Raw genomic sequence first — 17,579 nt, 5'->3', positions numbered from 1 at the left:
GTACAGCGTGTGAGAAGCCGGGTATTCCAGCTTGCCGCCGTTATGTCCGGTCAGTTCACCGTCTTTATGCAGATACTCGTGAAGCTCTTCTGAGTCAGCATCTTTTGCTATTGGCTAAGCCAGCATTGCCCCACGGGGTTCATCAGGCATCGGCAATCCCCGGCCCTGAATACGGGCGTCGAGAATACAGGGATGATGAAAATTCGTGTTCTGCAGGCGGTTTCGGTGGGTTTGCTCATGGTTCGTCCGCCAGGAATCGGAGGTGACCTTCCGCCATTTGAAAGGATCTCGATCGGTACGTTCGTCCCATTCTCGAGTGACCGGATCTCTTGAACGAAAGGGTTCGAAGATAGGTACATCTGGTAAAGGGCCGCTCACGTCCATGAACTGCTGGACCATATCCCAGTAGGCGTACACGTCGTTTTGATTCATGGCGTCTGTGACCAGGCCCTTCATCCATAACGGGTGTTTGCTGTAGCGGTGCTGAAGGACAAGATTGAAATAGCGACCGCCGCGGCCGGACGGGGTGTGAATCAGGTAGGCGTCGAATTCGATAAACGGCGCTTCGAAGACGGATTTGCGCTCTTTGATTCGGACCACGCCTTCGCGGCGGTAAAGGCCTGTGGGGTTTGCACGTTGGCGCTTGTCGGTGAGGTGGGCCAGCAAGAGGCGACCGTATTTGCCGCCGAAGTAACAGATAGCGATGATTAGATACATATACTTATATGCATCGAAAAGAAATATTACTCCTTCAATATTCGGCCGATACATTATCGTCCCAATGATACCGACAGCAAGTGGTAAGAAAGATATAAAAAATGCTAGCCATGCACACATATAAAGGATGTACAAAGACCCCTGCAGTCCACTCAGGAAGCCCTTGCTGACTGAAAACACCGATTCGCCCCAAGGAAAGCCGTCATACGTATCGCTCTCGTCTTTAAACAACCCAGCATAAGCCAACTGCACCGCCATCGTGTTGGGTACGATCGGATTCTGGCAGCGCCCCCATGGCAGTCGCTGAAATACCTTGTCCATATCTGGATGTCCGCCTGACGGTAAAGCCGGAATGGCATCGGAGCGGTAGGCGGTATCGTGATAAACATTCGTCATAGCGTATTAACCTGAAACTGTGAGCCATCGAGGGGTTACCCCTGAAAAACCCGGCTCTATTGCCGGCTGCGCCAGCGGCTGTTCCATATCGCTGACAGGGAGCAAACCACCATTACCCAGAACAATCTGCACTTTTACTTTGAACTGTTCTAGGGCCCGGGAGCGGCCAGCCCAGCGCCATTGAGGATTGGGTAAATGAAACCGGAGCATGTGGCGTTCGGAATCGAAATAAACAAATTCCGGTGTTAATGGTTTCGCTTTGCCACTAAACCCTCTTGTCATCCAAAAATGCGCTTTGAACTGCTCTTCAGGCCTGTCCGTCAGTGAAAAAGCGGCGGTACTGACAGCAATCACATGGCCTTCCGTTCGCTCGTTTTCGAATAACCAGTCTTTTTCCTCATCAGACAACAGACCGCGATCATTGAACCGCGCCAGGCTCCCATCCGTTCCTTTCAGCGGGAAAAAAGCGCTGACCAGAAATTGGAACGCATCCTCTGGGTTATCATGCAAATGCTGGAACTGGTTGGCAGGCGATCCCTTGCCAAAAGGTCCGTGCTTGAGCCAGGTTTCGAGCGCATTGTCAGTGTTGAATATCGCCCAAGCCAGGGCTGCCAGTGCAACGATTAGTGCGACGGCGGCTAGGGCGGCCGAAAAGGTGATGCCTAAAATGGGAATTACGCATGCTCCGGCCCAATGAGAAAACATAAATACGCCAAAACTAGCCGCCGCAGTAAAATATCCAGCTGCGGCGTCGGTATCATTGGCTTGCAGCCGCTCCACTCCTTCCCACAAGGATAGGAACACCTCAAGGGCTCCACCAAAAACACCCGCAAACTTAGCAAATGATAGTACGCGATCGGCGAATAGTCGTTCAGCAACGGTTTTTAAGCGTGGGTAGGGAATCATCTCCACATTAATTCGTGGCTTGACTAGCCAAGATAGGCGAGCTCTGCCGGCTACATTCTCAGCCTCGACGATATGACCCAGCCAATACATCAGATTGGTGACTCCATAGAGAATGGAAAACCCGCCTTTTGTCGCTTCTCCCAACTGTCCAGTTTCAAAAGACTGTAAAGTAGCATTTAATGAGCTGAAGACATTAAACCCAAACACTCCCAACATCCCCGGCGGCGCCCAGCGCATCAGCGCACTGCCACCCCGGCTCGTAAAGCCTCGCGACATTTTCGCCGCCACACTGTCCCTATGAGCCAGAAACAACTCCGCCTGAAACGAATTCACCGGGGTTAGCCCCTGAAGGCCCGACACGGAAGTTGCATTGGCAAGCATTCGTCCATTTGCGTTTCGGATAACGGCATAATTGCCACCCATGCCCGGGCCTATCCGGTTGATTATGCCGCCTTTTGGCCTTACCACGGCCGACCCGTTGGGTCTAAGCAGCGCGTCATCGAGCTTACCCTTCGAAAGAGCCCCTATTCCGGTGCCCTGATCACCAAACCGAATGCCAAGCGGTACCATTTCCGGATTCGGGTTCAACATGGTTGCGTTTGCGTGCCCCAGAACGAGGCTCCCAAAAAAGGGATTGCCCAGTTTCATGTACCGCATGGGAACCTGAAGGGTCTCTTTTACCTGATAAATCGGGCCGTCACCGATTTTTCTGAGTATGGCCCTCTGTGTTTTCAGGTAAAACTCACTGGTGATATCGGCCATGAGCTGCCCCATGGTGGTGTAGGAATGAATAGCCCACTGAAGCAATTCGGGGTCTGCCATCTTCTGAATGCTTTCCAGAACCTTTTCTTTTTCCCGTTCGCTTAACTCGTAATGTTCCCGGATGGATTCCGGCAACTGATCAACCTTCGGCAACTGTATCTGCAGCCATTTCATAAGACCGGGCCGAGGCCGCCCGGAACCATCGTTAAGTTCAGGTACACCTTTCTGGTCAGCTTCTGACTCAGAATCCACAACAACAAAGACCGACAAACCGGCCTGCGCTTTTGCCAGTTTTTCAATATACCGGGCACCGGCGAAATCACGATAGGCCTCTGTGGCTCTGGCGACCTTGCCCGCCAATGGATCAAAATGGAATACCGACGTGTCAAGATGAGACAATAATGGGTTCAGTGTTTGCATCGCGATTGGGTAGCTAAGACCATTAAGCGCAAACAAATCGTTGAATACCGGAACGGCCTGGTTTTCCAGTAAGTCAATTCGCTGTTGAATCAGTTCGTAACACGTTGTGCGGCAAGCCTCGCGATCTTCCTTACGCAATGCTGCGTCTAGCTTGCTGACATCCACGAGGTTCCGGTGAGCGGTAAAGGGGCGACGCCTGTGGCCTTTATAATCAAACACCGCTGAGTGCACCAGCATGGCACTTTTGAAATGTGGGTGTGTCTGAGTGGACTGCGCTAAAGACGAAAGATAAGTCAGATGCAGGCTGGCCTGATGGGTCAGCCACTCAAGCTCAAACAGCACATCCGGTAGAGGTACACCGGGAATATGACGTTCCCGGAGGCGAGTCAGTTGATCTTCCTCAGCAGCCGCGCTCTGAAGGCGACGTCTGACTTCGTCCAGCAAATCCTTGCGCGCGGCTTCGGATGTGTCGGAGGTTTCCTGCTCCCCGGGTTTTGCCTTGCCGGCACCGGACAGAGCTCGCCAATCCTCGCCAATCACATCATCAACCCACCGGTTCATACTGCTGGCGAACTCAACGGTTTCTGCCGCTTTGCACGTAAAGCCTTCCATACGTTCCAGCTCGTGCCGGATTTTATGCAGTACGGTGTTGTCATCATGCAGGCCGGAGCCATCTAAACTTTGAGTTATCAGCGACGGATTGCCTGCCTCTTTTTCCCGGCCCGGGTCTCTGCGACGGCAGGAGGGCGCTTCTTTCAAAGAAACCCAGTCATGGCCGGCCAGTTTATCAGGGCCAAATCTGCTGCCGAACTCATAGCTGTCGAGCGTTTTGAGGTTCTTACAGCGAGCCTCACGGCGAGCGTCTATATCCTGTGCTCCGCGCTTGCCATAAGCGGGGATACCCGTTTGCTGTCGGTAAGCCTCAGGAAGGTTCATGATGTCGAGGCCGGATTCCAGCGATTCAATGTACTCCCAACTCCACTGCTGCTCAGACCAGGCGAGCTCTACCTCACCAATCGTCCACTGCGCCCTGCCGGCTTTGTGAAAGCGCGCGGGTACCCAAAGCGTGTGCAATGAAACGCTTGAAGGATGTCGCCGCTCTACTACCGATGGCCCCTCCGCTTTTACGCGCTCCCGGCAATCCGCCAGATCAATATCCCGCATTTTGCCGTGTTCATCTGTTTGAAGTTCGCGCCAAAGAACGCCCTTCCAAAAAACGTAAAGGTAGCCAGGGCGCAGCAAAGCCTGCCCTTTTTCGCCATCCAGTCCGGGCATTTGAGCCAGGGGATATACGGGTAACAATAGATTTGGCTGAGTGCGGGCAGAACGGCGGGTCGGACTCGGTGCGTCCAACAGTGGTAGTTTTAAATAGCCACCTTGTTCTTTTTCAATCGTGAGGGTCAGTGTGTGATCGAAGCATTCAGAAGCATCAACTGCGTAATCGCACTCGTAACGCTGATGCCAATGCTGCTGCGCCATTGAAAGGTTAGCTACCGGCTCACCGTTTTTTTCCAGAACCAGGCCGTAGCCAGGGTGAACGTCAGTTCCTGCCACCTCGACAAACAACTTCCTGGGCTTTTTGCAGGGCGACCCCGCTGATATACATGGTCCGGTCATTGTTGACCCTCCTTCCAATTCCGTTTGGACACGAGCCCGTCATGAATGGCTTGCTGATTTTTTGCGCTTAGCTGCAACCACCCCTCGCTCAGTGCGTAATCTTCCACTGTTTTCTCTGGCCTCTCAGCCCGACACACGTTTTGCCCACAAAACCAGAGCCACTGACAAACTGGGCCATGGAATCTGGCCTGTTGTGTACCATCAAGACTGAGGTAAAGCGCACTCGTAATCCAGGAGTCGTGGAAGCGGAAAATCGAATCAGGTCCACCCTCAACTCGAACGGACACCATTGTTCGCAAGTGGCTCGCGACCGTTTCGATACTTTTCTCTGAACCAAGAAACGACCCGGAAAGGCCAGGGAACTCCTTCTGCCACTGCTGCAACCACTCCTGGGGTTGGTCCAGTTTTAGCAGTACCGGGCTGACCTTTGTAAGTGATTCATAAGGGGCAAACTGATAGATCGCAACCCACTCCGGGGTCGCGATGTGTTTATAAACCAGGCCAAGCGTGTTGTAGGCAGGGTGGGCTCCTTCAAGCAGGGCATACCATTGAAGATCGTTGTCAAAAGCCTCAACGGTCGCCACATCCACTGTGCTCATCATACGGTTTCCCTGCAAGGGCAATGGTCCAGCGGGCAACTGCCATCGGGCTGTTCCATACATTTGTCTACCAGAGCCAGATCTTCCACGGCTGCGAGTTCCAGCAACTCTATGGTCTCATCAGCCTTGCCGAGAGGGCGAATCGATACGTCCGCTAACTGCAAAGGCGGAACAGCCCCACCGTTCGCGCTTATCACCTCCGGCATTCCCGGCATCAAAACACCCTGCCCGGAACCACTTCCAGGGCTCCCCCCAGAGTTAATCCTGATTCCCGGCCCGCTCAGCGTTACCCCGCTGGAGTCAAGTTTCAGGAAGCTGCCGCCAGCGGCCAGTGTGATTTCAATACCGGCGTCGATAACCACTTTAGAGCCGGCCTTGTGGTGAACTTCGGTACCGGCTTCGCTGAGCGTGGCGCTGCCTGATTGCTGGTGAAACGTTCCACCAATTTTCTTACTGCTGTCGCCGCCAACGGACTGGCGCTTTTCGCCGCCAACGGTGATGTGGTCGTTGCTTTTTACGTGGATGAACTGGTCGTTCTCAACGGTCAGATGGCTGCTATTGTTGATGACTTCGGTGCGGTTGTTTTCCGTCAGTAGATTCAGGTCTTTTTGGGCATGAACATAAACCTGCTCCTCTTCTGCTTCATCTTCAAAGCGCAGTTCGTTGCTGCCTTCGCCCTTGTGGGTGCGAGTTTTCAGAGTGGTGCGGGTTTTGTGTTCCGGCAGCGCGTAAGGCGGCGTGTTGGTGGCGTGGTAAGTCCGCCCGGTGATAATGGGCTGATCCGGGTCGCCGTCCAGAAAGGAAACAATGACTTCGTTTCCGATTCTCGGTATCGCCATAAAGCCGTACTGGCCGCCTGCCCAGCCTTGGCTGACTCGAAGCCAGGCGCTGCTGTGTTCATTATTTTCTGAATAACGATCCCACGGGAAGCGCACCTTTACCCGGCCAAATTCATCGCAATGAATTTCCTCGCCTTCCGGGCCAGTGACGATAGCAATCTGTGGGCCGTCCAAACGCAGGCGATGTGCGGGTAAAGGCCGCCAGGTTTTGTCAGCAGGAACAGCGCTGAATGCATTGTGGTAGGTGGTCGGTTCAGAACCGGCTTCTTCTTGCAGCGCCTGGGGCTGTTTGCCGGTGTGAGTGACGGCGATGAGCAACCAGTCCCGGTTTAAGTCAGGGCTGTTATGCTCGGTTAACGCTACTTTGGCGCCGCAAGTAAAGTCTGCGCGGTTACTCTCGCCGTTGGCGGTGCTGGCGTCGTTTCTGAGGGCATCCAGTCGCGCTTCGGTAAACGGCTGGCCGCTGGCGTCGGCTTTGAATCGGCCCGGGTAGTCGAAGTGTTGATAGTCTTGGCGCTGGTTGGGACTGGCCGCGCTGTGCTCGTGCATTTGCGCGTAGGCAGGGTTCTTGAAGGTGTAATCTTTCATGGCCACGGAGGCGACGCGAACGCGCTCCTCAAAGCGGAAGCGGAACACGGCAGGCTGCTTGGTGCTTCCCCCCGCTTTGCCGTTATATTCGGCGGCTTCCAGCCGGGGCGCGTCGCCGTGATGATCGGCAATGATCAGGCCGGGCTGTTCGTTTCCGTCTACGCTGCCGTGCTGGTGGCGGTAATGCCAACCTTCCTCTGCACCCATTCGCTCAATAAATGCCAGATCGCTTTCCCGATGCTGTACGCAGTATTCCCGTTTCTGTGGGGTGCGTTTAAGATCAAACATAGTGTTTACAACGCCCCGCTCTTTGAGCAGCGTGCGCACGATCGTATCTGTGGTCTGAGTCTGGAATATGCGACTATTGTGCATCAGCCCTAAGCGCCACAAAGGCGGCTGAATGATCAATTCGTAGCGGGTACGGCGGTGGCCGCTGCCTCCCCGGGCAAACTCGTTGACCACACCTGTGATACGGCGAAGGGGCGCACCGTCTTGCCAGACCACCAAAACGACCGATTGCTCCAAAACACTGAAGGCATCAACGTCTGCGTTGGTACTGGCCAGCTCAAGGCGGCCGTAAAAAAGCTCACTAAGCCGCTCGGTCAGCGTGAAGCCGACAACGGAAAATAGATCAGAAGAGAGTTCGCCAACATGGGCGGTAAACTGCAGTCCGTTTGCCTGGGGCATATCTTCGATCCCTGAAGATTGAGGTCTTTTCGTGCTCATCCTGAGCCGGTTCAAGATTATAACCTTCAGATTCCGGAATGTAACCCCGCCGAATCACTGCGTCTGATGAATGGTTTGAGCGCACTGGCAGACGCGTTAAGATTTCTATTGTTGATACAGTGGTTAATAGGAAATTCAGCAGAGTTTATGCCACACGGGAGTAGAGGTTTTTATGAGTAGCAACGGTTTTCGCGTAGAGCATCGCTACCTGGAACTCCCGGAGAGTTTCTTCACCCGCGTGCAACCCAGCCCGCTTAAAGAAGCAAAAATGGTGTGTTTTAACCACGATTTGGCGCAGGAAATGGGTTTTCACAGTGACAACCCTGCCCAGTGGGAAAAAGTCGGTGGTGGCACAGAGCTGCTGGAAGGCATGGAACCGGTCGCCATGAAGTACACCGGCCACCAGTTCGGCATGTACAACCCGGACCTGGGCGACGGCCGCGGGCTATTGCTGTGGGAAACCGTCGCGCCAAACGGCCAGCGCTGGGACTGGCATCTGAAAGGTGCGGGCATGACGCCCTATTCCCGCTTTGGCGATGGCCGCGCGGTGCTGCGCTCAACCATTCGTGAATACCTGTGCAGCGAAGCCATGCACGGGCTGGGCATTCCCACCACCCGCGCCCTGTTCATGGTGAAAGCCAAAGACCCGATACGCCGCGAATCTATTGAAACCGCCGCCGCGCTCATGCGGGTAGCCCACAGCCACATCCGTTTTGGCCATTTCGAATTCGCCGCTCATCACCAAGGCCCGGATACGGTAAAAACGCTGCTAGAGCACGTAATATCGCTGTATTTTCCGGAGCTGATCACACTGCCTGAAACCGAACGCCATCAGCGCTGGCTCGAAGCTGTGGTCGGCCGCACCGCGCGGCTGATCGCCGACTGGCAAACGGTGGGCTTCTGCCACGGCGTTATGAACAGCGATAACATGTCGATTATTGGCGACACCTTCGATTACGGTCCCTACGCCTTTATGGACGACTTTGACGCGGGCTACATCTGCAATCACACCGACGAGCGCGGGCGCTACGCCTACAACCGCCAGCCGCAGATGGGCTTCGAAAACTGCCATTACCTGGCGCAAGCATTATTGCCGGTAATGGGTGAAGACGCCGTACACGAAGCCTTGAATCACTATGAAAGCGCCTACAACACTCGTTTTCTGCAGAACATGCGGGACAAACTCGGCCTGCAGCAGGTTGATGACGGCGACATGCACCTGATTATGGACACCTTTAGCATGCTGCATGAACAGAAGGTCGACTTCACCCGTTTTTTCCGCGGCCTGTCGACGCTGTATGGTCGCGGCCACGGCCCCGTGCGCGACTTGTTTACTGACCGCGCTATTGCGGATACCTGGCTTGGCCGTTACAAACAAAGGCTGGAGCAGGAAACTCAGGCTCACGATGCCCGGGAATACGCTATGGGCCGGGTGAATCCGAAATACATTTTGCGTAATTATTTGGCACAGCAGGTGATTCTGGAGGCGCAAAACGGGGATTATCAGCCGCTGGAGGAGCTGCTAACGGTACTGCAGAAACCATTTGACGAACAAACCCAGTACGAAGAACGCTACGCTGCCCTGCCCCCGGATTGGGGCAAGGGCATGAGCGTCAGCTGTTCGAGCTGAGGTAACGTCGGGACAGATTTCAAATCTGTCCCCTTTTAAACTTAGACAGCTTTAGCAGCGATGATTTTCTTATGCCACTCAGCCGGTCCTGTTTGGTGCACGGAAGATCCGCGGGAATCCACCGCAACCGTCACCGGCATGTCTTCCACGTCGAATTCGTAAATGGCTTCCATACCCAGTTCCGGAAAGGCCACCACTTCAGCGTGCTTGATGGCCTTTGACACCAGGTAGGCAGCACCGCCCACGGCCATCAAGTACACAGCACCAAATTCGCGAATGGCGTCGATCCCCACTTGGCCACGTTCGGCTTTGCCGATCATGCCGGTCAGGCCGGTTTTTTCCAGCATGGTGTGGGTAAACTTGTCCATGCGGGTTGCCGTGGTGGGGCCTGCGGGGCCAACCACTTCTTCGCGCACCGGATCCACCGGGCCAACGTAGTAAATAAAGCGCCCTTTCATATCCACCGGCAGCTTTTCACCGTTGTTGATCATGTCCACCATTTTTTTGTGGGCGGCATCACGGCCAGTCAGCATCTTGCCCGACAGCAACACGGTTTCACCCGGCTGCCAGTCTTTTACGTCTTCCGGGGTAACGGTATTCAGGTTCACCCGGCGCACGTTCTCGCCCACTTCCCAGGTAATTTCCGGCCAGTCATCCAGGCTCGGCGGGATTTGCAGTGACGGGCCACTGCCATCCAGCACAAAGTGCGCATGGCGGGTGGCTGCGCAGTTAGGAATAATCGCCACCGGCTTGTTGGCCGCGTGGGTGGGGAAATCCTTTACTTTCACATCCAGCACTGTGGTCAGGCCACCAAGGCCCTGGGCACCAATACCCAGCTCGTTTACTTTTTCGAACAGCTCCAGGCGCAGCTCTTCAGCGCGGTTTGATGCGCCGCGGGCTTTTAGTTCATGAATATCAATAGGCTCTAACAACGCTTCTTTGGCGATTGCCATGGCTTTTTCAGCGGTACCGCCAATGCCAATACCCAGCATGCCAGGCGGGCACCAACCTGCGCCCATTTGCGGGATCATCTTCAGCACCCAGTCCACCACCGAATCTGACGGATTCAGCATGGCAAACTTAGACTTGGCTTCAGAACCACCGCCCTTGGCCGCCACGTGAATGTCTACGGTGTTGCCCGGCACAATTTTGTAATGAATGATGGCTGGCGTGTTGTCTTTTGTGTTCTCACGCTTGCCGTCCGGATCGGATAATATCGACGCCCGCAGCATGTTGTCCGGATGGGTATAAGCGCGACGCACGCCTTCGTTGATGACATCGTCCAGCGAGGTTTCAAAATCCCACTTCACGTTCATGCCAACATTCACGAACACCGTCACAATACCGGTATCCTGGCAGATCGGGCGGTGGCCTTCGGCGCACATCCGCGAGTTAATCAGAATTTGCGCCATAGCGTCTTTAGCCGCTTGGGATTCTTCTTTCTTATAAGCCTCGTACACCGCCTGAATAAAATCCTTCGGGTGATAGTAGGAAATAAACTGCAGCGCGTCGGCTACACTTTCAATCAGGTCTTCCTGGCGGATCAGGGTGGTCATAGTCGCCTCATCAACGGTCGTTATAAGAATATATTGGCAAATCAGAAGCCAAAGTTTACCAGAAATTCATCCGCGCGCGGGATGCGACTGCAGGCCAATTCGCTGCGCCTGTTGATTGCTCAAAACACCAAAATTCGTGAAGAATGCGATAAAAACCGGTTAAGATACATTGCAAACTAACAAAGAAGTATCGGGAGACACCGTGACAGACCCTATTCTGATTGAGAAAAAGAACCAGGTTTTAATCGTTCGCCTGAATCGCCCAGAGCGCAAGAACGCCCTTACCCACGCTATGTACACCAGCATGGCCGACGCAATCGATCAGGCCGAAGCCGACAAGGACATTCGCTGCATTCTGTTTACCGGCAGCAATGAGTGTTTCACCGCCGGTAACGATCTTAACGATTTCACCAAAGGCTTGCCCGGTGATTTCCGCGAAACCCCGGTGGGCCGTTTTCTGTTTGTGCTGGTTAATGCAACCAAACCGGTGGTTGTGGCGGTTAACGGGCCGGCGATAGGCATTGGCACTACCATGCTGCTGCACTGCGATATGGTGATGGCAGGCACCAACGCCGGTTTTCAAATGCCGTTTGCCAGCCTTGGCCTTTGTCCCGAAGGTGGCTCCAGCATTTTACTGCCCATGTGGATTGGCCGCGTAAGGGCTGCCGAACTGCTGATGCTGGGTGGCCGTTTTAGTGCGGAAGAGGCGTTACGCCTGGGCATCATCAATCGCATGTGCGAACCTGAAAACACCGAAGCAGTAGCCTGGGAGGCTTGTCAGAAACTGGTTGCACAACCACCAGCGGCCATTCGCGCTACCAAAGAGCTGCTAAAACGGCCAAATCGCGAAGCCCTAGAAGAAACCATGCGCGCAGAAGGCGCGCTGTTCGGTGAGCGCCTGAAGTCGCCGGAGGCAGCCGAGTCATTTCGCGCTTTTATAGAAAAGCGTAAGCCAGACTTCTCACGTTTTAGCTGAGTCTGCTAAAACAGCACTTAACCGGACACAGGTGGCACGGCCACCTGCTTACCGGCGGCCTGCAGGTTGCGGATGAGACGCCCCAGCGTGCGAGCAATGTCTTCCGCCTGGCCTTGGTTAGCGCCTAACTGAAACAACCGCGAGCCGTCCCTTGGATCATACACCCAGCAAGTGGCCAGGCTTGGTTCGCAATCCCATTTTACCAACGGGCTAATGCCGTAAACGTCAATCTGTTGGCTTTTGCGCAGCATGGCCCCTTGCTGACGGGTAATTTGCTGAATCAGCAGGCTGCTGTTGCGTTTTTCAACCTGGTAGCGAATGTCTGCTGGTTGGTCCAACTGCACAATGGCTTTGTCTTCGCGCCAACCTGACAACTGCAAAACACTGTTCAGGTGAATCAATAACGCCTGCTCCTCGCTGTCTGCCAAATACAGTTTTTTCAGATCAGCCGGGCTTTGCCCTTCAGCGGCTTCAATGGTGGCTACTAGCGGCTGCAACGACACTGCAGGATTATTGGTCACCACTGCCAAGGCGCGGTCTTTGCGCAGCTTCTCTATTTCAGTAATGCGCTCCAGCGACTGTTTGTAATACTGGCCCTCTTTGCCTGCGCGAGTGACATACATCTCAAGCGAGGCTTGAGCTTCGTTTAACAGATCCGACTTTTGCATCACCCGGCCACGGTAGAAATAAAAGTCCACCGGGCGCTCGCCGTCTAGCTGCTGCAAACGCCCCAGGTACTCGCTGGCGTCGTCCCAGTTTTCAGCGGCCAGTGCTTGCTCGGTCGCCAACATCAAGCGGCGAATTTCGTGCTCCGCAGGCAGCGCCACAGCACTGCCCGCGTACAAAAGGGCACACACGACTAATGCCCGGTAACCAGGAGATTTAAACGGTGTTGCTGCCATAACTGTTTTCCTCAATAGATTCGCCAGCGCCCGGCTCAGTGTTCCCTAGCGTATTGGAGACGCTCTTATTACGGCCAAGGGCGGGCTCTGAGTCAAAACCGGAATCAAGGTCGGAGTCAGTTTCAGGGTCGACTTCGGCCTGGTCGGTGACGGCCTTGGGCAGTTCTTTTTTCACCCGCACTCCCAATTCCACAAAGCGGTTGGCTTGTGAAATCAGGTTGCCGCGGCCGCGGGTCAGAGTGTTCATCGCACTGTCGTAGCTGCCCTGAGCGGTGTGCAACTGGCCGCCAAGGCGTTCCATAGCTTCTACAAACACCCGTAATTTATCGTAAACTGCACTCGCTCGTTCCGCAATCAGTCGGGCGTTCTGGCTCTGGCGCTCGTAACGCCAGATATTTTCGATGGTGCGCAGAGTGGCCAGCAAGGTGGTGGGCGTCACCACAATAATCTTACGCTCGAAGGCTTCTGAAAACAGACTGTCGTCGTGCTGAAAGGCTGCCACGAAAGCCGGTTCAATGGGCATAAACAACAGCACAAAATCCGGTGAACGCAAACCGTTGAGCTGGCTGTAATCTTTATCGCTCAGGCTGCGAATGTGATTGCGCACGGCGTCCATATGCTGCTTCAGCGCCGCATCACGGGCGCTGCCTTCGTCGCTGATAACCCACTGCTGGTAAGCCACCAACGACACCTTGGAATCTATCACTAGGTTGCGGTTATCCGGTAGGTGCACCACCACGTCTGGCCGCAGCAGCTGGTTATCGCTGTCGCGGTAGCTGCCCTGGGTTTCGTATTCAATGCCTTTGCGCAACCCGGACCGTTCCAGCACCCGCTCCAAAATCAACTCGCCCCAGTTACCCTGTATTTTTTTATCGCCTTTTAACGCTCGCGTTAGGTTAGAGGCTTCTTCGGTAATCTGGCGGTTAAGCTCCTGCAACGATTTTATTTCGCTGCGCAGAGCCTGGCGGTCGCGGGTTTCGGTAGTGTGTACGGTTTCGACGCGCTGTCGAAAATCATTGAGTTGATCACGAAACGGTTTTAGCAGCGTATCCATACTGCTCTGGTTCTGCTGACTGAAACGCTCGCTTTTCTGATCGAATATACGGTTCGCCAGATTCTCGAATTCCTGTTTTAGCGCATCGCGATTGTGCTCCAGAAGCGCCAGTTTCTCCGCCGCCGACTGGCGCTCATGGGCCAGCATTATCTGCTGCTCTCTTAATGCCAGTTTCAGGTCGTTGTAGTCGGCCAGCAGGCGGCGGTTATTTTGCCCGGCACGCTGCAGCAATCCGGCTAATATCAGTACCAGAATAAAAATCGCCACCATCAGCGAGAGTACAAGCACGGGCTGGTCTGCAACCCATTGGCTGAAGGTTTCAAGCACTGGCGTTTACTCCTTAGGTATTATCATTGGAACAGTTCGCTGACAAGTTTAACCTATTCATTTGCCATTGTTGCTGACGGGATACACGTCGCCTTAATCATCTGTAAACAAATCGCTAACGTGAGTTGCTGTATACTCCGCCGAAACACCATCACACAGCCATTTCGTGCCGCTGACCTGTCAGTTAGGGCACTTTTTTGTCATTTTTTTTCGGAGGTAGTTCATGGGTTTAAAGGGTTTCATGGGGTCAAAACTTGGTGGCAACGTCCACTTGGCGCTGCCATTGCTGGTGATACTTACGAGCCTGGCCGGCTGTTCGGCAGATCAGTACTTTATGGTACCCAAATCCAATCTGGAAACCGTGAACACCTCGGTGCAAAACCAGCGGGCGACGCTGGTCACCATAGAGAACAACGCCAAGGTACGCTTCGAGCAAGCACTCAACGATCAAACCGCATCTACCGAAACCATTCTGCAAGCCATAAGCGCCCAAGTTAAAGCACCAGAATGCCCCCCCGTGCCGAAACAGCAGGCTTGCCCCGCGGCTACCACAGCCAAGGCCGTGGCCAGTCAGCTCAAAGGCAAACTCATTGTGGGCGAAGTTGAAAAGTTCTTCCTGGCCGCAGCCAAAACCGTTTACAACGCCCGTATCGACAGCGGCGCCGAAACGTCTTCCATTGACGCGCGAAATATTGTTCGATTCGAACGCGACGGCAGCAACTGGGTACGCTTTGATGTGCCAGTGCCCGGCAGCGAAGAGCTGCTAACCCTTGAAAAAGACATCTCGCGACGGGTAAAAATTCTCCAATCAAACGCCGACGACCCCGAACGTCGGGTGGTGGTGGAGTTGCAATTTGCCATTGGCAACCATACGCAAGTCGCCGAATTCACCCTGACCGACCGTTCGCACCTTACCCATCAGGTGCTGATTGGCCGCAACGTACTGCGCGATGTGATGTTGATTGATGTCAGCAAAGAGTTTGCAACCGAACTGCCCGAAACCATGGCCAACGGCGGGACTTTATGAGTACCCGATCGCGCACACCCTTTTACATCGCGATTTTTCTGATTATTGCTACCGGTATTTCCCTGGCGGTGTGGCGCCACATTGAACTGGGAATTCCCTGGCTGACCGGCGAACAACGGCCGGTGTGGATGGTAGAGGCGCGGGTGGATTTTGACGCCACAGGCGGCTCCGTGACGGCTGCACTGAACGTACCCAATCAGCCCCCGGGCTTTCATACCCTGAGCGAACAAGCCGCCTCGCCTGGCTACGGCTTTTCTATTCTGGAACAAGCCGGCATGCGGCGCGCCGAGTGGACCAAGCGCGATGTTACCGGTCCACAAACTCTGTATTACAAAGTCCAGTTGATCCCAGACCCAGACGTTCGCAGCTTACCCGCCAAAGTAAAACCGGTGGCGCGCACCGTGTTTTGGGAGGAACCCGAAGCCACCGCTGTGCGGGAAATACTGGAGCAGGCCAGGCAACGCTCCAGTAATCCACAAAGCATGACCCGCGAACTGATCCGGCTAATGCAGCCAGATACCGGTACCCAGAACACCACCCTTCTAATTGCTGGCGGAAATTATCTCGATCTACTGGTCGACATGCTGAACTTCTATGGCATACCCGCTCGCGCCGCCGATGGCCTGGAGCTGGAAGACGCTCGCCGGCGCCAGCCGCTGCTGGCATTCCTGCAAATTCACACCGGCGAAGAATGGCTGACCTTTGACCCCCGCACCGCTGAACAGGGCGTGCCGGAAGACCTGTTGTTGTGGCGCCAGGGCTCCGCGTCGCTGTTGGACGTGGTAGGCGGCGCCAACTCCGAGATCAGCTTCTCTATGCTGCGCCAGACCATTCCCGCCATTCAACTGGCAGCGATGCAATCTAAAGAGACCGGCCTCGGTTTTCTGAGTTTTTACGAACTGCCGATTGAAGAACAAAGCATGTTCCGCATGCTGCTGCTATTGCCTTTGGGTGCACTGGTGGTGGCCTTCATGCGCATGTTGATCGGCATTCGCACTTCCGGCACCTTCATGCCAGTACTGATTGCGGTAGCGTTTGTGCAGACCACTTTAATACCCGGGTTGGTAGCATTTTTGTCGGTGGTCGCCATTGGCCTGTTAATGCGCAGCTACCTTTCCAGCCTGAACCTGCTGCTGGTTTCACGGATCTCGGCGTTAATAATCTTGGTGATATTCATTACCGCCGGCTTGAGCGTTGTAGGTTATCAGATGGGCTTTAATACCGGCATGACGGTGACCTTCTTCCCTATGGTTATTATCGCCTGGACCATTGAGCGAATGTCGATTCTGTGGGAAGAAGAAGGCGCGCGGGAAGTCATGAGACAAGGCTCAGGCAGTCTATTTGTCGCCATTTGCGCTTTTCTGCTGATGAGTGCACCGCTGGCCGGACACCTGACCTTCAACTTCCCCGAATTGCACTTGGTTATTCTGGGCCTGATTCTGCTAATGGGTAATTACACCGGCTACAAACTCAGCGAATTGCGCCGTTTCACACCGATGAAGGTGTACGACTAATATGGGCTGGATATCACCGTTTACGCTGAACCGCCTGGGCATGCTCAACATGAACCGGCGTAATGTGGACTATATTGCGCGCTACAATGATCGTTCGGCCTACCCGCTGGTCGACAACAAGCTGAAAACCAAGCTGGTGGTGGCCGAATACGATGTGAAAACACCGCGGCTTTTGCAGGTGGTTCGTCAGCAACACGAAATTTCCCACTTCCGTGAAATGTCCGCGGATTTGGCCGGCTTTGCCATAAAGCCTGCCAAAGGGTCTGGAGGCAAAGGCATCACCGTCGTCACCGGGCGCGATGGCGACGAATTCGTCAAAGCCTCCGGCGCCCGTATTGGCGTGGATGTGCTGGAACGGCACCTGACCAATATTCTGGCGGGGCTGTATTCGCTGGCAGGCGCCTCTGACGTGGCCATTGTCGAAAACCTGGTGCAGTCCACACCGGATCTGGCGCGCTATTCGTTTCAGGGCGTACCAGACATCCGCATTATTGTGTTTAAAGGCTACCCGGTGATGGCCATGCTGCGGCTTGCCACCAAGGCTTCTGACGGCAAAGCCAACCTGCACCAGGGCGCGGTGGGCGTAGGGCTGGACATTGGCACAGGGAAAAGCCTGAACGCGGTTCAGTTTAATCGCCCCATTCTTCTGCACCCGGACACCGGCCTATCTTTGGGCAATATCCATATTGTCGCCTGGGATGAAATGCTGGAAATGGCCTCCCGTTGCTATGAGGCGACCGGGCTAGGCTATATGGGCGTAGACCTGGTGGTCGATGTGGACGAAGGCCCGCTGCTGCTGGAGCTGAATGCGCGCCCGGGCCTGGCTATTCAAATGGCCAACGGCTGCGGCCTACTGCCGCGCTTACGTGCCATTGAAAATCTGAAACGCCCCCACTTCACCCCCGGTGACCGCGCACGCTTTGCGATGGAAGAATTCCATAAGCGCTAGAACACAGTGGCATTCGTTCAAAAGCCCAGCGCGCATCTGCGCAGCCAAAAAAAAGCCGGAAAGCGTGTAAACAC

12 protein-coding genes are annotated in these 17,579 nt (G+C 54.6%); 5 read left to right on the top strand and 7 right to left on the bottom strand.

Annotation, left to right across the window (positions count from 1 at the left end; translation table 11 throughout):
• Positions 1 to 114: 114 nt before the first annotated feature.
• From MIH19_RS07245 to tssI, 4 genes are read right to left on the bottom strand one after another with little or no spacing between them, the layout of a single operon-like run.
• Positions 115 to 1,113 (bottom strand): hypothetical protein, encoded by a 999-nt coding sequence (locus MIH19_RS07245; RefSeq protein WP_249008222.1) that lies wholly within the window; start codon positions 1,111 to 1,113, stop codon positions 115 to 117.
• Between the two features lie 6 nt (positions 1,114 to 1,119).
• Positions 1,120 to 4,818, bottom strand: coding sequence for a hypothetical protein (locus MIH19_RS07240; RefSeq protein ID WP_249008221.1), 3,699 nt, complete (start codon positions 4,816 to 4,818; stop codon positions 1,120 to 1,122).
• Complete coding sequence (locus MIH19_RS07235) at positions 4,815 to 5,420, bottom strand: DUF4123 domain-containing protein (RefSeq protein WP_249008220.1); 606 nt, start codon at positions 5,418 to 5,420, stop codon at positions 4,815 to 4,817. Before MIH19_RS07235 ends, MIH19_RS07240 begins: the two co-directional genes overlap by 4 nt.
• The gene (gene tssI, locus MIH19_RS07230; RefSeq protein ID WP_249018618.1) at positions 5,417 to 7,531 is read right to left on the bottom strand and encodes a type VI secretion system tip protein TssI/VgrG; all 2,115 of its coding nucleotides are present in this window, start codon (positions 7,529 to 7,531) and stop codon (positions 5,417 to 5,419) included. The genes MIH19_RS07235 and tssI overlap by 4 nt, the downstream gene beginning before the upstream one ends.
• A 211-nt stretch (positions 7,532 to 7,742) precedes the next feature.
• Here tssI and MIH19_RS07225 point away from each other — a divergent pair, with 211 nt between their 5' ends.
• Positions 7,743 to 9,200 carry a protein adenylyltransferase SelO gene (locus tag MIH19_RS07225; RefSeq protein WP_249008218.1) on the top strand — a complete coding sequence of 486 codons (1,458 nt, stop codon included), beginning with the start codon at positions 7,743 to 7,745 and terminating at the stop codon, positions 9,198 to 9,200.
• A gap of 41 nt (positions 9,201 to 9,241) precedes the next feature.
• On the opposite strand, the gene MIH19_RS07220 is transcribed toward MIH19_RS07225, so the two are convergent.
• On the bottom strand, positions 9,242 to 10,756 hold the full coding sequence (locus tag MIH19_RS07220) for a fumarate hydratase (RefSeq protein WP_249008217.1): 1,515 nt from the start codon (positions 10,754 to 10,756) through the stop codon (positions 9,242 to 9,244).
• Positions 10,757 to 10,958: 202 nt separating this feature from the next.
• Here MIH19_RS07220 and MIH19_RS07215 point away from each other — a divergent pair, with 202 nt between their 5' ends.
• On the top strand, positions 10,959 to 11,732 hold the full coding sequence (locus tag MIH19_RS07215) for an enoyl-CoA hydratase (protein ID WP_249008216.1): 774 nt from the start codon (positions 10,959 to 10,961) through the stop codon (positions 11,730 to 11,732).
• A 17-nt stretch (positions 11,733 to 11,749) separates the two neighbouring features.
• On the opposite strand, the gene MIH19_RS07210 is transcribed toward MIH19_RS07215, so the two are convergent.
• Positions 11,750 to 12,634, bottom strand: coding sequence for a hypothetical protein (locus MIH19_RS07210; RefSeq protein WP_249008215.1), 885 nt, complete (start codon positions 12,632 to 12,634; stop codon positions 11,750 to 11,752).
• Positions 12,615 to 13,958: a DNA recombination protein RmuC gene (locus MIH19_RS07205; protein ID WP_249008960.1), complete on the bottom strand. Its 1,344-nt coding sequence runs from the start codon at positions 13,956 to 13,958 to the stop codon at positions 12,615 to 12,617. Before MIH19_RS07205 ends, MIH19_RS07210 begins: the two co-directional genes overlap by 20 nt.
• Positions 13,959 to 14,238: 280 nt before the next feature.
• Here MIH19_RS07205 and MIH19_RS07200 point away from each other — a divergent pair, with 280 nt between their 5' ends.
• Genes MIH19_RS07200 through MIH19_RS07190 form a run of 3 tightly spaced genes read left to right on the top strand, consistent with a single transcriptional unit; the run spans position 14,239 to position 17,505 of the window.
• The gene (locus tag MIH19_RS07200; RefSeq protein WP_249008214.1) at positions 14,239 to 15,042 is read left to right on the top strand and encodes a RimK/LysX family protein; all 804 of its coding nucleotides are present in this window, start codon (positions 14,239 to 14,241) and stop codon (positions 15,040 to 15,042) included.
• Positions 15,039 to 16,556, top strand: a complete 1,518-nt coding sequence (locus MIH19_RS07195; protein WP_249008213.1) for an inactive transglutaminase family protein — start codon at positions 15,039 to 15,041, stop codon at positions 16,554 to 16,556. Before MIH19_RS07200 ends, MIH19_RS07195 begins: the two co-directional genes overlap by 4 nt.
• A 1-nt stretch (position 16,557) precedes the next feature.
• Entirely contained in the window at positions 16,558 to 17,505 is a 948-nt protein-coding gene (locus MIH19_RS07190) for an alpha-L-glutamate ligase-like protein (protein ID WP_249008212.1), read from the top strand.
• Positions 17,506 to 17,579 lie beyond the last annotated feature (74 nt).

The sequence above is a fragment of the Marinobacter sp. M1C genome, assembly GCF_023314135.1.
In the GTDB taxonomy this organism is placed as follows: Bacteria; Pseudomonadota; Gammaproteobacteria; order Pseudomonadales; family Oleiphilaceae; genus Marinobacter.
The sequence above is the reverse complement of the archived record's forward strand: the minus strand, read 5'-3'. Positions and strand labels throughout refer to the sequence as shown.

Excerpts from the sequence above, each read along its gene's own strand:
- MIH19_RS07190 (WP_249008212.1), top strand. The coding sequence starts at position 16,558 with ATGGGCTGGATATCACCGTTTACGCTGAACCGCCTGGGCATGCTCAAC.
- MIH19_RS07235 (WP_249008220.1), bottom strand. The coding sequence starts at position 5,420 with ATGATGAGCACAGTGGATGTGGCGACCGTTGAGGCTTTTGACAACGAT.
- MIH19_RS07210 (WP_249008215.1), bottom strand. The coding sequence starts at position 12,634 with ATGGCAGCAACACCGTTTAAATCTCCTGGTTACCGGGCATTAGTCGTG.
- MIH19_RS07245 (WP_249008222.1), bottom strand. The coding sequence starts at position 1,113 with ATGACGAATGTTTATCACGATACCGCCTACCGCTCCGATGCCATTCCG.
- tssI (WP_249018618.1), bottom strand. The coding sequence starts at position 7,531 with ATGCCCCAGGCAAACGGACTGCAGTTTACCGCCCATGTTGGCGAACTC.
- MIH19_RS07240 (WP_249008221.1), bottom strand. The coding sequence starts at position 4,818 with ATGACCGGACCATGTATATCAGCGGGGTCGCCCTGCAAAAAGCCCAGG.
- MIH19_RS07205 (WP_249008960.1), bottom strand. The coding sequence starts at position 13,958 with ATGGTGGCGATTTTTATTCTGGTACTGATATTAGCCGGATTGCTGCAG.
- MIH19_RS07200 (WP_249008214.1), top strand. The coding sequence starts at position 14,239 with ATGGGTTTAAAGGGTTTCATGGGGTCAAAACTTGGTGGCAACGTCCAC.
- MIH19_RS07195 (WP_249008213.1), top strand. The coding sequence starts at position 15,039 with ATGAGTACCCGATCGCGCACACCCTTTTACATCGCGATTTTTCTGATT.
- MIH19_RS07225 (WP_249008218.1), top strand. The coding sequence starts at position 7,743 with ATGAGTAGCAACGGTTTTCGCGTAGAGCATCGCTACCTGGAACTCCCG.
- MIH19_RS07220 (WP_249008217.1), bottom strand. The coding sequence starts at position 10,756 with ATGACCACCCTGATCCGCCAGGAAGACCTGATTGAAAGTGTAGCCGAC.